Here is a 15,212-nt window from a genome sequence, read left to right as displayed (position 1 = left end):
GGAGTGACAAAGCGCACCACGCGTGCTGACCAGCGCATCCTCCGGCCCGGCGGCCGATGCGCACCCCACTGTCAGTGGCCGCGGCTAGCCTCTCTGAGGTGTCCGCACGTATCACCGATCCCGAGCAGCTCAAGGAGCTCCTCGGCATCCCGTTCACCCCGGAGCAGACGGCCTGCATCACCGCACCGCCCGCCCCGCAGGTGATCGTGGCCGGAGCCGGCTCCGGCAAGACCACGGTGATGGCCGCGCGCGTGGTGTGGCTGGTCGGCACCGGGCAAGTAGCCCCCGAACAGGTCCTCGGCCTGACGTTCACCAACAAGGCGGCCGGCGAACTGGCCGAGCGCGTACGGAAAGCCCTCATCAAGGCGGGCGTCACCGACCCCGATGTGATCGACCCGGACAATCCGCCGGGCGAGCCCGTCATCTCCACGTACCACGCCTTCGCGGGCCGCCTCTTGACCGACCACGGCCTGCGCATTGGGCTCGAACCCACCGCCCGCCTCCTCGCCGACGCCACCCGCTACCAGCTCGCCGCCCGCGTCCTGCGCGAGGCCCCGGGGCCCTACCCGGCGCTCACCCGCTCCTTCCCCGACCTGGTCAGCGACCTCCTCGCGCTCGACTCCGAACTCTCCGAACACCTCGTACGGCCCGAGCAGCTGCGCGCGTACGACGCCGCGTTGCTGCGCGATCTGGAGAGCGCCAAACTCACCAACGCCGACCTGCGCAAGGTCCCGGAGACGGCCGCCGCACGCCGTGAACTGGCCGAACTGGTGGGCCGCTACAGAGCGGCGAAGCGTGAACGCGACCTCCTCGACTTCGGGGACCAGATCGCCCTCTCCGCGACCCTGGCCCGCACCCGGCCCGAGGTCGGCGACATCCTGCGCGACGAGTTCCGGGTGGTCCTGCTCGACGAGTACCAGGACACGTCGGTCGCCCAACGCATCCTCCTGGCGGGCCTGTTCGGCGGCGGCACCGGCCATCCCGTGACCGCCGTAGGCGACCCCTGCCAGGCGATCTACGGCTGGCGCGGCGCCTCCGTCGCCAACCTCGACGACTTTCCCGAGCACTTCGCGCACGCCGACGGCCGCCCCGCCACCCGCCAGGCGCTCAGCGAGAACCGCCGCAGCGGCGGCCGGCTCCTCGGCCTCGCCAACGGCCTCGCGGAGCCCCTGCGCGCCCGGCACGCGGGCGTGGAGGCCCTTCGCCCCGCTCCCGGTGCCGAACGCGACGGCATGGTGCGCTGCGCGCTGCTGCGCACCCATGCCGAGGAGCTGGACTGGCTCGCCGACTCCATCGCCCATCTCGTACGCACCGGAAAGGCGCCCGGCGAGATCGCCGTCCTGTGCCGCACCGCGACCGACTTCGCCGAGATCCAGGGTGCGCTGGTCGCCCGCGACGTCCCCGTCGAGGTCGTCGGTCTCTCCGGGCTGTTGCACCTCCCTGAAGTCGCCGACCTCGTCGCCGTCTGCGAGGTCCTCCAGGACCCGGGGGCCAACGCCTCCCTGGTCCGCCTCCTCACCGGCCCGCGCTGGCGCATCGGCGCCCGCGACCTCGCCCTCCTGGGGCGCCGCGCCCGGCTTCTCGTGTCCCACGCGCGCGTGGGCGCCGACGACGACCCGGACCGCCGGCTCGCCGCGGCCGTCGAAGGGGTCGACCCGTCCGAGGTGATCTCGCTCGCGGACGCCCTCGACACCTTCTTGGAGACCCCTCTGGGAGGCGACGGGGACGACGACGGGCTGCCCTTCTCGCCGGACGCGCGCGTACGGTTCGCCCGGCTCGCCACCGAACTGCGCGACCTGCGCCGCTCACTGGCCGACCCGCTGATGGACGTCCTGCACCGAATCCTCGCCACCACCGGCCTGGAGGTGGAACTCTCCGCGTCCCCGCACGCCCTGGCCGCCCGCCGCCGGGAGACGTTGTCCAACTTCCTCGACATCGCAGCGTCCTTCGCAGCCAACGACAACGAGGCCACCCTCCTCGCCTTCCTGGGCTTCCTGCGCACGGCCGCCCAGTACGAGAAGGGCCTCGACAACGCCCTTCCGGGCGGCGAGAACACCGTCAAGGTGCTCACCGCCCACAAGTCCAAGGGCCTGGAGTGGGACGTCGTCGCGGTCCCCGGCCTGGTCACCGGCACGTTTCCCAGCACCCAGGGCCGCGAGAAATGGACCGCCCAGGGCAAGGTCCTGCCCCACGAACTGCGCGGTGACGCCGACACGCTGCCCGACATCGGCGCCTGGGACTCCAGAAGCATGAAGGCCTTCCACGAGGCCATGAAGGACCATCAGCACACCGAGGAACTCCGCCTCGGCTACGTCACGTTCACCCGCCCCCGCTCCCTGCTCCTCGGCTCCGGCCACTGGTGGGGCCCCTCCCAGAAGAAGCCCCGCGGACCGTCCGACTTCCTGCAGGCCCTGTACGAGCACTGCGCGGCCGGACACGGCGAGATCGAGGCCTGGGCGGACGAACCCGAAGAGGGCGAGGAGAACCCGGCGCTTCACGAGGCCACCGGCGATCACGCCTGGCCCCTCCCGCTGGACGACGCGGCACTGGCCCGACGACGAGCAGCCGCGGCCACGGTGCTGACGTACCTGGAGTCCGAGCATCCCCACGAGGCGGCCCACCCGTCGGCTCACGACGCCCCAGCCCCGTACGATGATCCGGACTGGCCCCCTCCGCCCGAGGAGGACGAACCCCCTTACGGGGACGGTGACTTCACCGGCGAGGCTCCGTATGCCGATGACGCTCCATACGCGGACCAGGCTCCGTACGACGACGAGGCCCTCCCTGAGGACACCGAATTCGCGGACGGACTCGACGAAGAAGCGGACCGTCTCTACGGAGAAGCCGAATTCGCGGACGAGCCCCCGGGCACCCCGGAGTCACGGCCCCGGAACCGACCGAGGATCCCGCGCCCTACTCCTGCCCTCGACGCCCGCCCGCACCCACCTGAGACCGCGTCCCTCACCCCCGAGGAAGCCCGCACCATCGCCTCCTGGGACCGCGACCTGGACGCGCTCACAGGAGAGCTCCTGCGCGCCCGCGCGGGCGTTACGGACGTACCCCTGCCGATCTCCCTGACCGCTTCCCAGATGATGCGCCTGGCCGCCGACCCGGACGCCTTCGCACAGGAACTCGCACGCCCCATGCCACGCGCCCCGCAGCGCGCCGCGCGCCGCGGCACCCGCTTTCACGCCTGGGTGGAGGCCCGCTTCGAAGAACTGCGGCTGCCCATGCTGGAGCCGGAGGAACTGCCCGGAAGCGAAGCGGAGATCGCGGACGAACGCGACCTGGAGGTACTCAAGGACGCCTTCGAACGCACCCCGTACGCCCACCGCACGCCCTACCGCGTAGAAGCCCCCTTCCAGCTCGAGATCGCCGGACGCGTCGTACGAGGCCGAATCGACGCCGTCTACAAGGAAGGCGACGGCGACGAGACGACGTACAAGATCGTCGACTGGAAGACCAACCGCAACCGCACCGCCGACCCCCTCCAGCTCGCCCTCTACCGGCTCGCCTGGGCCGAGCAGCACGGCGTTCCCCTGGAGTCCGTCAAGGCCGCCTTCCTGTACGTGCGCGGCGGCGAGATCGTACGGCCCGAGAATCTGCCGGACCGGGCCGCACTGGAGCGGCTGCTGCTGGAGGAGCCGTCCTCGGACGAACCGCCGGACCAGCATGTCAGTGCGGCCGGATAGGCTCGCCGACATGAGCAAGATTTCGGACAGCGCCGTCCGCCCGTACATCGAGAACCACCGCGCCGCCCTACTTGGCGACCCCACCGAGTGGCTGCACATCCCGTCTGTGCCGGCCCGGCACGAGCGCACGGCGGACATACGACGCAGCGCCGACAGGCTTGCCGCGAAGCTCCGGGCGACCGGCTTCCCGACCGGCGAGAGCGGCGCGGGCCCCGCCGCAGACCTCCGGGACGTCCTCGCCGCCCCCATGCCCCGCGGAGCGGCCTAGCTGGACAACAGGCGCGATGCACACTGAAAGAGCCCGCCGAACGCCGCCGAGTCCTGCCGCACGTCCCGCTGAAATACCCGTTCCACCGGGGGAGTTGGAAGCACCCGTGACCACCTGGACCGATCACACCGCCGACCGTCCCATCTCGCTCACCGCCCCGAGCGGCATCGACCGGGCCGCCCATCACCGGCTCGACGAGGCCTGGCTCGCCGCGGCATGGAGCCACCCCACAACCCGCGCGTTCGTGGTCTCCGGCGGCCAGGTCCTCATCGACGAGACGGAGGACGGCACCACCGAACTCGTCATGACCCCCTCCTTCGAAGCCCCCCTCACCGAGGCACACCGCTACTTCCTGGGCACCGACGACGATGGAGTCAGCTACTTCGCACTCCAGAAGGACACGCTCCCCGGCCGCATGGACCAGTCCGCCCGCCCCGCCGGACTGCGCGAGGCAGGCCTGCTCCTGTCACCCCGCGACACAGGACTCATGGTGCACGCCGTCGCCCTGGAGAACTGGCAGCGCCTGCACCGCTTCTGCTCCCGCTGCGGCGAACGCACCGTGATCGCCGCAGCCGGCCACATCCGCCGCTGCCCCGCCTGTGGCGCCGAGCACTACCCGCGCACCGACCCGGCCGTGATCATGGCCGTCACGGACGACGACGACCGCATCCTGCTCGGCCGCCAAGTGCACTGGCCCGAGGGACGGTTCTCCACCCTCGCCGGCTTCGTCGAGCCCGGCGAGTCCATCGAGCAGTCGGTACGCCGCGAGGTCCTGGAAGAGGCCGGCGTCACCGTCGGCGAGGTCGAGTACATCGCCAGCCAGCCCTGGCCCTTCCCCTCCAGCCTCATGCTGGGCTTCATGGCCCGTGCCACCTCGGCGGACATCGACGTGGACGGCGACGAGATCCACGAAGCCCGCTGGTTCTCCCGCGAAGAACTACGGGCCGCCTTCGAGTCCGGGGAGGTGCTCCCTCCCTACGGCATCTCGATTGCGGCCCGCCTCATCGAGCTCTGGTACGGAAAGCCCCTGCCGAAACCGGGCACGGCCCTCTAGACCTGTCCGGAATCAGACGCCGAGCGCCTGCTTCACCTGGGCAAGGCTGGGATTGGTCATCACGACCTCGGCGGCACCGCTGGAGGGCACCACCTGGACCGTCGGGACCGTCTGGTTTCCGCCGTTCGCCTTCTCGACGAACGCCGCGGACGCGGGGTCCTGCTCGATGTTGATCTCGGTGTACGCGATGCCCTCACGGTCCAGCTGCTTCTTCAGCCGCTGGCAGTAACCACACCACGTCGTGCTGTACATCGTCACAGTGCCCTGCATGTCTCGCGCGCTCCTCTGATGGCTCGGGGATCAGGTCGTTCAGAGAGGGAACGTACGCGACCGGAGCGCCATTCCCGCCCGGGGTATGCCCCGCAACGTGACGCCTGCCGCATTAGTACGACTATCAAGGCCTGCCTGTGGACAACCGGCACAGCCGTCATCGGCGACCTGGCAGCATGGCCGTGTGACAGCAGCAACGCACTCCACCCTCTTCCCTCAGGCACCGGACTCTGCCGACGCGGTGCTCGAAGGCCTCGACCCCGAGCAGCGCGAGGTCGCCACCGCCCTGCACGGGCCGGTGTGTGTACTGGCAGGAGCCGGCACGGGCAAAACCCGGGCGATCACCCACCGCATCGCCTACGGAGTGCGCGCCGGGATTCTCCAACCCTCCAGTGTGCTGGCCGTCACCTTCACCAACCGTGCCGCCGGCGAGATGCGCGGCCGGCTCCGCCAACTCGGCGCCTCCGGAGTGCAGGCACGCACCTTCCACTCCGCCGCCCTACGCCAACTCCAGTACTTCTGGCCCAAGGCGGTCGGCGGCAGCCTGCCACGGCTCGTCGACCGGAAGATCCAGCTCGTCGCCGACGCCGCAGCCGCCTGCGGAGTCCGCCTCGATCGGGGCGAACTACGCGATCTCACAGCCGAGATCGAATGGTCCAAGGTCACCCAGACCATCCCCGCCGACTACGCGGCCACGGCCGCCAAAACCGGCCGGGAAACCCCCCGCCGCCCCAGTGAGATCGCCCAGCTCTACGCCGCCTACGAGGACGTCAAACGCGACCGCGGCGTCATCGACTTCGAAGACGTCCTCCTGCTGACCGTCGGCATCCTCCAGGACAGGCACGACATCGCCAACGAAGTCCGCGCCCAGTACCAGCACTTCGTGGTCGACGAGTACCAGGATGTCAGCCCTCTACAACAGCGCCTCCTGGAACTGTGGCTCGGCGAACGCGACAGCCTGTGCGTCGTCGGCGACGCCAGCCAGACGATCTACTCGTTCACCGGTGCAACCCCGGACCACCTCCTGGACTTCCGCACCCGCCACCCCGGCGCCACCGTCGTCAAGCTGGTCCGCGACTACCGATCCTCGCCCCAGGTCGTCCACCTCGCCAACGGCCTGCTCGCCCAGGCCCGCGGCCGCGCCGCCGAACACCGACTGGAGCTGATCTCCCAGCGCGACCCGGGCCCCGAGCCGGTCTACACCGAGTACACCGACGAGCCCACCGAGGCCGAGGGCGCCGCCCGACGCATCCGCGACCTCATCGCCTCCGGAGTCCCAGCGAGCGAGATCGCCATCCTCTTCCGCACGAACGCCCAGTCAGAGACCTACGAACAGGCCCTCGCCGACGCCGGGGTGCCCTACCAACTGCGCGGCGCCGAGCGCTTCTTCGACCGCCCGGAAGTGAAGAGAGCCATCCACCGCCTGCGCGCCTCAGGCCGCTTCGGAAGCAATGACGCCCTCCTGGACGACGCCGAGGACCTGCCCGGGCAGGTACGAGCCGTGCTGTCGGGCGAGGGCTGGACCAGCGAGCCGCCAGCAGGATCCGGCGCCGTCCGCGAGCGCTGGGAGTCACTGGCCGCCCTGGTCCACCTCGCCCAGGACTTCGCCGCCGCCAAGCCCAACGCCACACTCGGCGACCTCGTCGCGGAACTCGACGAGCGGACCGCCGCCCAGCACGCCCCGACCGTCCAAGGAGTCACTCTCGCCTCCCTCCACTCCGCCAAGGGCCTGGAGTGGGACGTCGTCCTTCTCGTCGGTGTCGCCGAAGGCATGATGCCGATCTCGTACGCAAAGACCGAAGAACAGATCGAGGAGGAGCGCCGCCTTCTCTACGTCGGCGTCACGCGTGCCAGACAACACCTCTCCATCTCCTGGGCGCTGTCCCGCTCGCCCGGAAGCCGCCCCAACCGCCGCCCCAGCCACTTCCTCGACGGACTGCGCCCCGGCTCCTCCGCCGCCCTGACCCGCGGCGGCGCCGGCGGCTCCGGTGGCATCGTGCACGGCGTCGCCGGCGGCGTAGAAGGCGTAGTGCGGCGGATGACCCGTCAGCCCGCCCGCTGCAGGGTCTGCGGTCGCACCCTCACCGACGCCGGTGAGATGAAACTGATGCGCTGCGACGACTGCCCCTCCGACATGGACGAGGGACTGTACGAGCGGCTGCGCGACTGGCGAGCGGCCCAGGCGCAGCGCAGCGGCCAACCGGACTTCTGCGTCTTCACGGACAAGACACTGATGGCCATCGCAGAAGCGGTACCGGCCACTCCGGCTGAACTTGCCCGCATCCCAGGGGTCCGCGCCCGCAAGCTCAACCGCTACGGAACCGAAGTTCTGGCTATCTGCGCAGGTCAAGAGTATGAAGAGGAAGACGATGACGACTGACGCAAACTCGTCGAGAAAATAGTTTGCGCATGCCCCAGGAATCCCCATAGGTTCTTAAGCACGGAAGCGGCGGCCTTCTCCAAGGCCCTGGTTCCGTGCTGTACTTAATAACCGTCGGACCGGCTCACCCCGGTCCCCTGAGACGCCGAGAGGAGGCGAATCCAGTGATCAGCATCAGCACCAGCTCCATCAGCACCGTCAAAATGACCGATCGCTCGGTCGCCTCCACGTGCCTGCTCGACGTCTCGAACCTGGGCACCGGTCTGTCCGGCATTCCTGCCGTCCGGTCGGCGTCCGCCGTGTCTCTCGCGGGTCTTCCCGTCCGTGAGGGCAATGAGCGACCGATGAAGGCACTGGAAGCAGTAGAGGCGCAGGCGCAGGCCTATGCCTTTGCGGCCGCCGGTGCCGGAGCCGCCAAGCAGACGCACCACACGATGTGGGCCTTCCGTGGGCCTGAACCCTGGAGTGATCCAGCCTGATCGGCGATCAGGCCGGCGCCTTCAGGGCCGCGGAACCCCACCCGGGATCCGCGGCCCTTCTGTTTGTCCCCGACCAGGGACGACAGAGCGAAGGAGCCTCGGGACAAGAAAAGAACCCGGTACCAGCCGCCAACCGGCCAACCCGGCCGGCACGACCAGACGAGGAAGACGAACCGTGCAACTCGAAGCGCACGCCCCGTCCGTACCGCCTTCCGAAACGATCCCCCCGCCCGGCCCCACGGAGGACTCCACCTTGACTCCGCTCACTGCGCTCACCGCGCTCGACGACGCCATCGAGAACCTCGGCGTACCCGTCCCCTGCCGCTCCAACGACCCGGAGGTCTTCTTCGCCGAGTCTCCGGCAGATGTCGAGTACGCCAAGTCCCTCTGCCGCACCTGCCCGCTGATCGAGGCCTGCCTCGCCGGCGCCAAGGAGCGGCGTGAGCCCTGGGGCGTCTGGGGTGGCGAGCTCTTCGTCCAGGGTGTCGTTGTCGCCCGGAAGCGGCCGCGTGGCCGCCCGCGCAAGAACCCGGTCGCGGCATGACCACCACAGGAACGATCGATCGCCCCCTGACGCACGACCCCAAGGATCAGGCCCCGATGAAGCCGTCCAACAGCGAGCCCGCCGGCTCCGCGATTCCAGACTTCACCACCACCGGCGCGAACGACTCGCGTCAGAACAGGACCCGAGAGATGCAACTCATCCAAGAAGCCCTGGCTCGTGCGCATATGCACGAGCGGCAGCGCACGGCCGAGGCCGAGCGCCGGGCGATCCGCCTGGCGACGGCCCGCCGGATGCAGCGCCGCGCCGAGCGCGCGTCGCTGCGCGCTCGCCGCGCCCTGGCCATGGCGGTCATGCAGTAAGGCTGCGTTGACGCGACAGCCGAAGCAGCCGCAACGGCTTCGGCGTCGGCAATGGCAGTAGAGGTCAACCGCTGATCGCGGGGGCCGGTCCGTTCGGACCGGCCCCCGCGATGTTTTGTGCTTCCCTGGGGGCCCCTCCCCCCCCGCCCCCTCCCCACCCCCGTCAATCCCCGGCCCCACGCACCTACACGCAACAGCCCCCACCCGACGTCCGACCCTCACGCCTCGGCCGCCGACTCCCCCTCCTCCAGGGCTGCTGCGTCCTCCGGCACGAAGCCCGGCAGCCACTCCTCGAGTTCCTCTCGGAGCCGTACCGTCGCGCCCAGTTGGCACAGCACGCCGATAGTGCTCAATGTCACACGGTGTATCAGCAGATACGCCGGAGGGAGGTTGAGCTGCTTGCCGAGCTGGTACGCGGGGGAGCGGGGGTCGCCGATTCGGGCGGCCTGGCTGCGCATCCAGCCTCGGGTGAAGGTGAACTCGTCGACCCTGGCCGGCTCGATGATGGGGAGCAGGTAGTCCAGGACGGCGTCCGGATCGAGCTCTATCGACTCCTTGACGAAGCCCTCCTCGCAGAGCAGCTCGTAGACCGTTTCGGCCTCGCCGTCGAGGGTCATCCGCAGTGAGTCGCCGATGGTCGCCGGCAGGCCGCCGGGGAGGCGGTCCACCGTGCCGAAGTCCAGTACGCCCAGACGCCAGCCGTCCATACCGTCCTTGCCGTCGGGGTCGCCGGACTCGTCGGGCAACAGGCGGAAGTTGCCGGGGTGTGGGTCGGCGTGCAGCAGGCCAGTGCGGGCCGGGCCGGAGAAGAGGAAGCGGGCGAGGAGTTGTCCTGCACGGTCCCGCTGCTCCTGCGTACCGTCGGTGATCACCTCCGACAGGGGGATCCCGTCGATCCACTCGGTGACCAGCACCTGCTCGCACTGGTGGACCACGGCCGGCACCAGTACGTCCGGGTCGTCCGCGAACTCCTCCGCGTGCGCCCGCTGGGCCTGGGCCTCCAGGCCGTAGTCGAGTTCCTCGGACACCCGGTCGCGCAGCTCCGCGATGAGCGGTTTGACGTCCATCCCCGGAATCAGCGGGCCCAGGAGCCTGGCGAAACGGCTGAGTTGGTTCAGGTCGGAGAGCAGTGCTTCGCCCGCCCCCGGATACTGCACCTTGACGGCGACCTCACGGCCGTCGTGCCACACCGCGCGGTGCACCTGTCCGATGGAGGCCGCCGCGGACGGTTTGTCCTCGAATTCCACGAACAGGTCGCGCCAGTTCTCTCCCAGCCGTTCCTCGAGCACGGTGTGCACCGTGCGGGTCGGCATCGGTGGCGCGGCCTCCTGGAGCTTTGTGAGTGCAGCGCGATACGGACCCGCGACCTCCTCGGGCAGCGCCGACTCGAAGACGGACAGTGCCTGCCCGAACTTCATCGCGCCGCCCTTGAGCTCGCCGAGCACCTTGAACAGCTGCTCCGCCGTGCGCTGTTGCAGCTCGCGGCCCACGATCTCCGCCGACTTCCCGCCGATCCGTTTGCCGATGCCCCATGTGGCCCGCCCGGCGAAGCCGAGCGGTAGGGCGGCGAGCTTGGCGGTCCGGGTGACCGCCTTCCGGGGAAGATCAGACATGCGCCCTCCAAGTACCGGACAGCCGAGCCGCTTGCGGCTGTTGCCCGGCCATTGTCTCGTGCGGCCTCTCGTCCTCCGAGGTCTGCTCCCCCATAGCTTTCTCCGCAGTCCCGCAGGGGCATGCCGGATGCGGCCAGACGGGGCGTGTCTGCCAGTCGAAACCGGGCACCGACGCCTCCCAGCGAGCATCCGCGCTGGACGGCAATTCCCCGTCCAGAAAAGCGAGTGCGTGTCCCGCGGCCAGCCCGGCGACCGTGGCCGAGAGTGTCAGATCGCACGCCTGTACCTGACGGGTCTGCCCGGAGCGCCACTGTGCGACCAGGCGCGGCCAGCTCGGGTCGCGGTCGGTGCGGGCCCGGTCCAGACAGCCCGCGCACGCCGTGTCGCCGGGCAGGACCAGCGGGCCGACGACTCCTGTGCCCTCCACGACCCCGGCGTACAGATGCGGTGTCCCAGATGCGATCAGCGGCTCGGCGATGGCCGGGTCAGGGGCGTGGACGGCCAGGCCGTCCCGTGGCGCGAGGATCACCAGGGAGAGTCCCGGCTCCTGTTCGTCGGGCGGTGACTGTGCGCAGCCGCGCCGCGGTGGGCGGCTCGGAGTCGCCCGGCGTACGGCCCTGCGTGCCGCGTCTTCCCTGCGCTCTCCGATGGAGTCGACGGGCAGACCGCCCGGTGCGACGTCCCAAGGCTCGACAGAGCCGCCGTCGCGTACGCCGACATGGCCCACGCCTGCGCCCGCCAGCGCGCACGCCAGGGTCACACCCACCCGGCCCGCGCCCCACACCTGCACGCGTAGGGAACTGCGGGCCGCCAGCCGGCGCATACCCTCGCCCGGGCTGGGCGCGACCAGTGACAGGGAGGCGAGGTCGGCCCGCAGCCGGTCCAAGGCCGCTTTCTTCTCGCGCAGGGCGTCCGCGTCCGGGCCGCCGCCCGTCGCGTCGTCCAGCAGTCCCGCCCGGGCCAGCTGCTCCACGAGCCCGTCGACATGGCCGTCGGGCAGACCCATGCGCTTGCCTTCGTCGCGTAGGAGAGGAAGTCCGCGTGTTCCGTCGAGCAGGGTCAGGAAGCTGCTCGTCGCCGTGTCCATCGGGCCGAGCACCATCGCGTGTGCCGGTGCCATCCCGAACTGCACGGTGTTCAGATCGCGCCAGGCGCGCCGAAGCGCGGGTTTCACCATCGGATGCATGACAGACCCCCGTACGTCCCCGTTGTGCCGGTGGTGCTCGTCCTGCTCCGCCGGTCGATTGGTTGCCAGCATGCACGCATCGGCTGCCGGGTGCGGAAAGTTATCCACAGGCTGGGGGTATTCGTCGTACAAATCAGGCGTACGGAGTAGGGGCAAACCGGGCGCGCAGGGCGCGGATCGGCATCGAACCGTCCCGGAGGCGGGACTTCCAGCATGCGCAACGGGTACCGTCGGGGCGTGTCCGCCGACCCACTGAACCGCGGAAAACCACAGCGCAGCACGACGAGCGAGCCGCCGAGCGGCCCGGGGACGAGCGCGATCGAGGTCCGCCGGAGCACTCGCCGACGCAGAACGGTCTCCGCGTACCGCGAGGGCGATCGTACCGTCGTGCTGATCCCCGCCCGGATGTCCGAGGCGGAGGAGCAGCGCTGGGTGGGCGTCATGCTCGACAAGCTCGCCGCCCAGGAGAACAAGCGGGTGCTCGGCGACACCGAACTCTCCGAGCGTGCCGCCCGGCTCTCCGACCTGTACTTCGACGGCCTCGCCCGGCCCTCCTCGGTCCGCTGGGTCACCAACCAGAACACCCGCTGGGGCTCCTGCACCCCGGCAGAGGGCAGCATCCGCCTTTCGCACCGCTTGCAGGGCATGCCCGAGTACGTCGTCGATTACGTCCTCGTCCACGAGCTCGCGCATCTGCTGGTGCCCGGCCACGGGCCAGGCTTCTGGCAACTCCTCGAGGCCTATCCGCGTACCGAGCGGGCCCGCGGCTATCTCGAAGGGGTGGTCGCCGCCGACCGGCTGCCGCATCTGCCCGCCGCGCGCGAGGAGTAGGGCCCGGCGCCGCGACTGTGCTGGTACGGGCCGGAAGCACGGATTGTGTACCGGGTCTGTACCGGCTTCGTCCGCGGCCGGATTTTGCCGTTAGCCTGACGCGCGACGCACTCGCATCGGGATGGGGGACGGTCGTTACGCATGGCCAGGGAATTCCAACGCGGCCACAAGGCCAAGATCAGTGACCTCACCGCGGGCACCGATCTGTACGTAGGCGTGCAGATCACCGGCCCCGGACTGACCTTCGACATCAGCTGCTTCGGTCTGGACGCCGATGAACGGCTTTCGGACGACAGGTACTTCGTCTTCTTCAACCAGCCGAAGACTCCTGAAGAGTCCATTCAGCTCCTGGGAGCGCAGGCGGGGGACACGGAGTCCTTCCGTGTCACGCTCGACAAGATCCCGCCGCAGATCCAGAGGCTGTCGTTCACGGCGACGCTCGACGGCGCCGGGCAGTTGTCGCAGATCGCCCCCGGATATCTCCGAATCGTCGCGGGCGGCGAGGAGGTGGCCCGGTACTCCTTCGACGGCGGCGAGTTCTCCACCGAACGAGCTGTGATGCTGGGCGACTTCTACCTCAAGGACGTATGGCGGTTCGCGGCGGTCGGGCAGGGCTTCGACGGCGGACTCGACGCGCTGCTGAAGAACTTCGGCGGCGAGGTCGCCGAGGAGGAGCCGACCGCCGCACCGCAGCCGCAGGCCGCCGCACCGTCCTTCGCGCCGCCCGCCCAGGCCACCGCGCCGCCCGCGTTCGGCGCCCCGTCGGGCCCTGCCACGCCGGCCCCGGCTCCCGCGCCGCAGCCCGCCCAGGGCTTCGCGCCGCCCCCGCCGCAGGCCCCCGCACCTCCGGAGCCCACGCCGCCGGTGCACGCCGCGCCGACCATCGCCGCGCCCATGACCCCGCCCGGCGCCGCTCCCGCGCCTTACGGGCAGCCGGCGCCGCCCCCGGCGCCCGCTCCCGCGCCTTACGGGCAGCCGCCGGCCCCGAGCGCGCCTCTGCCGCCCGGCTACGGACAGCCTCAAGCACCTCAAGCACCTCAAGCACCGCAGGCCCCGGCTCCGCCGCCCGGCTACGGTCAGCCGACCCCGCCTCCGGGGTACGGCCAGCAGCCGCCGTTCGGCCAGGTCCCGGGACAGCCCGGTGCGCCGGGTGCTCCGGGCGCGCCTGCCGGGTACGCGGTGCCGCAGGGCGCTCCCCAGGGCGGTGCCGGTGTCGCCGCGGCGCTTCAGCCGTACAAGGAGGCGCCCACCGGCCAGCGCTGGACCCAGCAGAACAAGAAGATGGTCCGTGTCGACCTCGGCATGGGCGGTGACCAGCCCGTGCTCGCCCGACAGGGCAGCATGGTGCTCTACCAGGGCAAGGTCGACTTCAGCTACAAGAGCGCGGGATTCTCCGGCCGGATCGTGGGCAACGCGACCGGCCAGGAGATGCAGCTGATGCGCTGTTCGGGCAAGGGCCAGGTGTTCCTCGCCGAGAAGTCGGCCATGCTGCACCCCATCGAGCTGCAAGGGGACGCCATCTGCGTCTCCGCGGAGAACGTTCTCGCGTTCGACGAGACACTCCAGTACGAGGTCCGCCGCATCGAAGGACACGGCATCCCCGGAGGCGCGCTGTTCACGATGCAGTTCCAGGGGACCGGAACGATCATCGTCAAGACTCAGGGGGCGCCCGTGGTGCTGCCGGTCACGCCGACGACGTTCGCCGACTGCAACGCCGTAGTCGCCTGGTCCGCTGCGTCCCAGGTGGTCGTCTCCAGCCAGGTGCGGATGCGCCGCAACGCCTACCCGGGCGACAGCGGGGAGAGCGTGAACCTGCAGTTCCGCGGCGCGCCCGGCAATTTCATCGTCGTCCAGCCGTACGAGGTCTGAGGGAGCCCGTCACATGAACCAGCAGCTCGCGGGCTTCGCCCCGGCACCCGTTGCCGCACGCATGGAGAACCACGGCAACCACATGCTCAAGGTCGCCATGCAGAGCGGAAGCGACCTCCTCGCGCGCGTGGGGTCGATGGTCGCCTACGAAGGCTTCGTCCAGTACGAGCCCAATCCGCCGGCCGTGCGCCAGATCGCACGCGACTGGGCCACCGGTGAGGGCGCACCCCTGATGAAGTGCTCCGGAGACGGACTGCTCTATCTGGCCGACTACGGAGCGGACGTCGTCGTCATCAACCTCAACGGCGACGGAATCTCCGTCAACGCCACCAACCTGCTCGCCTTCGACGCACACCTCCAGTGGGGTGTCGAACGCGTCAAGGGACTGGCGAAATTCGCCGGACAGGGCCTGTGGAACACCAAGATCTCCGGGCAGGGCTGGGTCGCGCTGACCTCCCGGGGCAAGCCCATCGTCGTCGACTGCGGCGGCGGGGAGGACGAGACGTACGTCGACCCGGACGCGCTCGTCGCCTGGTCCCCGAACCTCAAGGTGAAGGGCAAGCGAACCTTCAAGGCGGGGTCGCTGATCGGGCGGGGCAGCGGAGAGGCGTTCCAGATGGCCTTCTCCGGACAGGGCATCGTCGTCGTCCAGCCCAGCGAGGACAGCACCGACCGCCTCCGAGTCCGGGGCTGAGGGGGAGCCACA

General features: G+C 70.2%; 13 protein-coding genes. 10 read left to right on the top strand and 3 right to left on the bottom strand.

The window, feature by feature from the left end; genetic code table 11:
• Window positions 1–98: 98 nt before the first annotated feature.
• The 3 genes from OHT21_RS15020 to nudC all read left to right on the top strand — a co-directional run bounded on the left by OHT21_RS15020 (window position 99) and on the right by nudC (window position 5,014).
• Window positions 99–3,692, top strand: coding sequence for an ATP-dependent DNA helicase (locus OHT21_RS15020; RefSeq protein ID WP_328768799.1), 3,594 nt, complete (start codon window positions 99–101; stop codon window positions 3,690–3,692).
• A 10-nt stretch (window positions 3,693–3,702) separates the two neighbouring features.
• The gene (locus OHT21_RS15015) at window positions 3,703–3,960 is read left to right on the top strand and encodes a hypothetical protein (RefSeq protein WP_328768798.1); all 258 of its coding nucleotides are present in this window, start codon (window positions 3,703–3,705) and stop codon (window positions 3,958–3,960) included.
• A gap of 106 nt (window positions 3,961–4,066) precedes the next feature.
• Window positions 4,067–5,014: an NAD(+) diphosphatase gene (gene nudC / locus OHT21_RS15010; protein ID WP_328768797.1), complete on the top strand. Its 948-nt coding sequence runs from the start codon at window positions 4,067–4,069 to the stop codon at window positions 5,012–5,014.
• A 12-nt stretch (window positions 5,015–5,026) separates the two neighbouring features.
• On the opposite strand, the gene OHT21_RS15005 is transcribed toward nudC, so the two are convergent.
• The gene (locus OHT21_RS15005) at window positions 5,027–5,284 is read right to left on the bottom strand and encodes a mycoredoxin (protein ID WP_328768796.1); all 258 of its coding nucleotides are present in this window, start codon (window positions 5,282–5,284) and stop codon (window positions 5,027–5,029) included.
• 184 nt (window positions 5,285–5,468) lie between these two features.
• Here OHT21_RS15005 and OHT21_RS15000 point away from each other — a divergent pair, with 184 nt between their 5' ends.
• The 4 genes from OHT21_RS15000 to OHT21_RS14985 all read left to right on the top strand — a co-directional run bounded on the left by OHT21_RS15000 (window position 5,469) and on the right by OHT21_RS14985 (window position 9,007).
• Entirely contained in the window at window positions 5,469–7,664 is a 2,196-nt protein-coding gene (locus OHT21_RS15000; protein WP_328768795.1) for an ATP-dependent DNA helicase UvrD2, read from the top strand.
• Between the two features lie 164 nt (window positions 7,665–7,828).
• Window positions 7,829–8,143, top strand: a complete 315-nt coding sequence (locus OHT21_RS14995) for a hypothetical protein (protein WP_328768794.1) — start codon at window positions 7,829–7,831, stop codon at window positions 8,141–8,143.
• Window positions 8,144–8,318: 175 nt separating this feature from the next.
• Complete coding sequence (locus OHT21_RS14990) at window positions 8,319–8,687, top strand: WhiB family transcriptional regulator (RefSeq protein ID WP_328768793.1); 369 nt, start codon at window positions 8,319–8,321, stop codon at window positions 8,685–8,687.
• The gene (locus tag OHT21_RS14985; protein ID WP_328768792.1) at window positions 8,684–9,007 is read left to right on the top strand and encodes a hypothetical protein; all 324 of its coding nucleotides are present in this window, start codon (window positions 8,684–8,686) and stop codon (window positions 9,005–9,007) included. Before OHT21_RS14990 ends, OHT21_RS14985 begins: the two co-directional genes overlap by 4 nt.
• A gap of 218 nt (window positions 9,008–9,225) precedes the next feature.
• Here the strand turns inward: OHT21_RS14985 and OHT21_RS14980 are convergent, their stop codons facing one another.
• Window positions 9,226–10,620 (bottom strand): ABC1 kinase family protein, encoded by a 1,395-nt coding sequence (locus tag OHT21_RS14980; RefSeq protein ID WP_328768790.1) that lies wholly within the window; start codon window positions 10,618–10,620, stop codon window positions 9,226–9,228.
• A complete protein-coding gene (locus OHT21_RS14975) occupies window positions 10,613–11,806 on the bottom strand; it encodes a TOMM precursor leader peptide-binding protein (RefSeq protein ID WP_328774086.1) in 1,194 nt (397 codons plus the stop codon). Before OHT21_RS14975 ends, OHT21_RS14980 begins: the two co-directional genes overlap by 8 nt.
• Before the next feature lie 237 nt (window positions 11,807–12,043).
• Between OHT21_RS14975 and OHT21_RS14970 the strand changes: the two genes are divergently transcribed.
• The 3 genes from OHT21_RS14970 (at window position 12,044) to OHT21_RS14960 (ending at window position 15,200) form a co-directional block, all read left to right on the top strand.
• On the top strand, window positions 12,044–12,637 hold the full coding sequence (locus tag OHT21_RS14970; RefSeq protein ID WP_328768789.1) for a M48 metallopeptidase family protein: 594 nt from the start codon (window positions 12,044–12,046) through the stop codon (window positions 12,635–12,637).
• A gap of 141 nt (window positions 12,638–12,778) precedes the next feature.
• A complete protein-coding gene (locus OHT21_RS14965; RefSeq protein ID WP_328768788.1) occupies window positions 12,779–14,506 on the top strand; it encodes a TerD family protein in 1,728 nt (575 codons plus the stop codon).
• Window positions 14,507–14,519: 13 nt separating this feature from the next.
• Window positions 14,520–15,200, top strand: coding sequence for an AIM24 family protein (locus OHT21_RS14960; RefSeq protein ID WP_328768787.1), 681 nt, complete (start codon window positions 14,520–14,522; stop codon window positions 15,198–15,200).
• Window positions 15,201–15,212 lie beyond the last annotated feature (12 nt).

It is taken from the genome of Streptomyces sp. NBC_00286, from assembly GCF_036173125.1.
GTDB lineage: Bacteria > Actinomycetota > Actinomycetes > Streptomycetales > Streptomycetaceae > Streptomyces.
Note: the sequence above shows the minus strand (reverse complement) of the source record. Positions and strands in the feature narration are given on the sequence as shown.

Excerpts from the sequence above, each read along its gene's own strand:
- OHT21_RS15015 (WP_328768798.1), top strand. The coding sequence starts at position 3,703 with ATGAGCAAGATTTCGGACAGCGCCGTCCGCCCGTACATCGAGAACCAC.
- OHT21_RS15005 (WP_328768796.1), bottom strand. The coding sequence starts at position 5,284 with ATGCAGGGCACTGTGACGATGTACAGCACGACGTGGTGTGGTTACTGC.
- OHT21_RS14985 (WP_328768792.1), top strand. The coding sequence starts at position 8,684 with ATGACCACCACAGGAACGATCGATCGCCCCCTGACGCACGACCCCAAG.
- OHT21_RS14980 (WP_328768790.1), bottom strand. The coding sequence starts at position 10,620 with ATGTCTGATCTTCCCCGGAAGGCGGTCACCCGGACCGCCAAGCTCGCC.
- OHT21_RS14975 (WP_328774086.1), bottom strand. The coding sequence starts at position 11,806 with ATGCATCCGATGGTGAAACCCGCGCTTCGGCGCGCCTGGCGCGATCTG.
- OHT21_RS14965 (WP_328768788.1), top strand. The coding sequence starts at position 12,779 with ATGGCCAGGGAATTCCAACGCGGCCACAAGGCCAAGATCAGTGACCTC.
- OHT21_RS14960 (WP_328768787.1), top strand. The coding sequence starts at position 14,520 with ATGAACCAGCAGCTCGCGGGCTTCGCCCCGGCACCCGTTGCCGCACGC.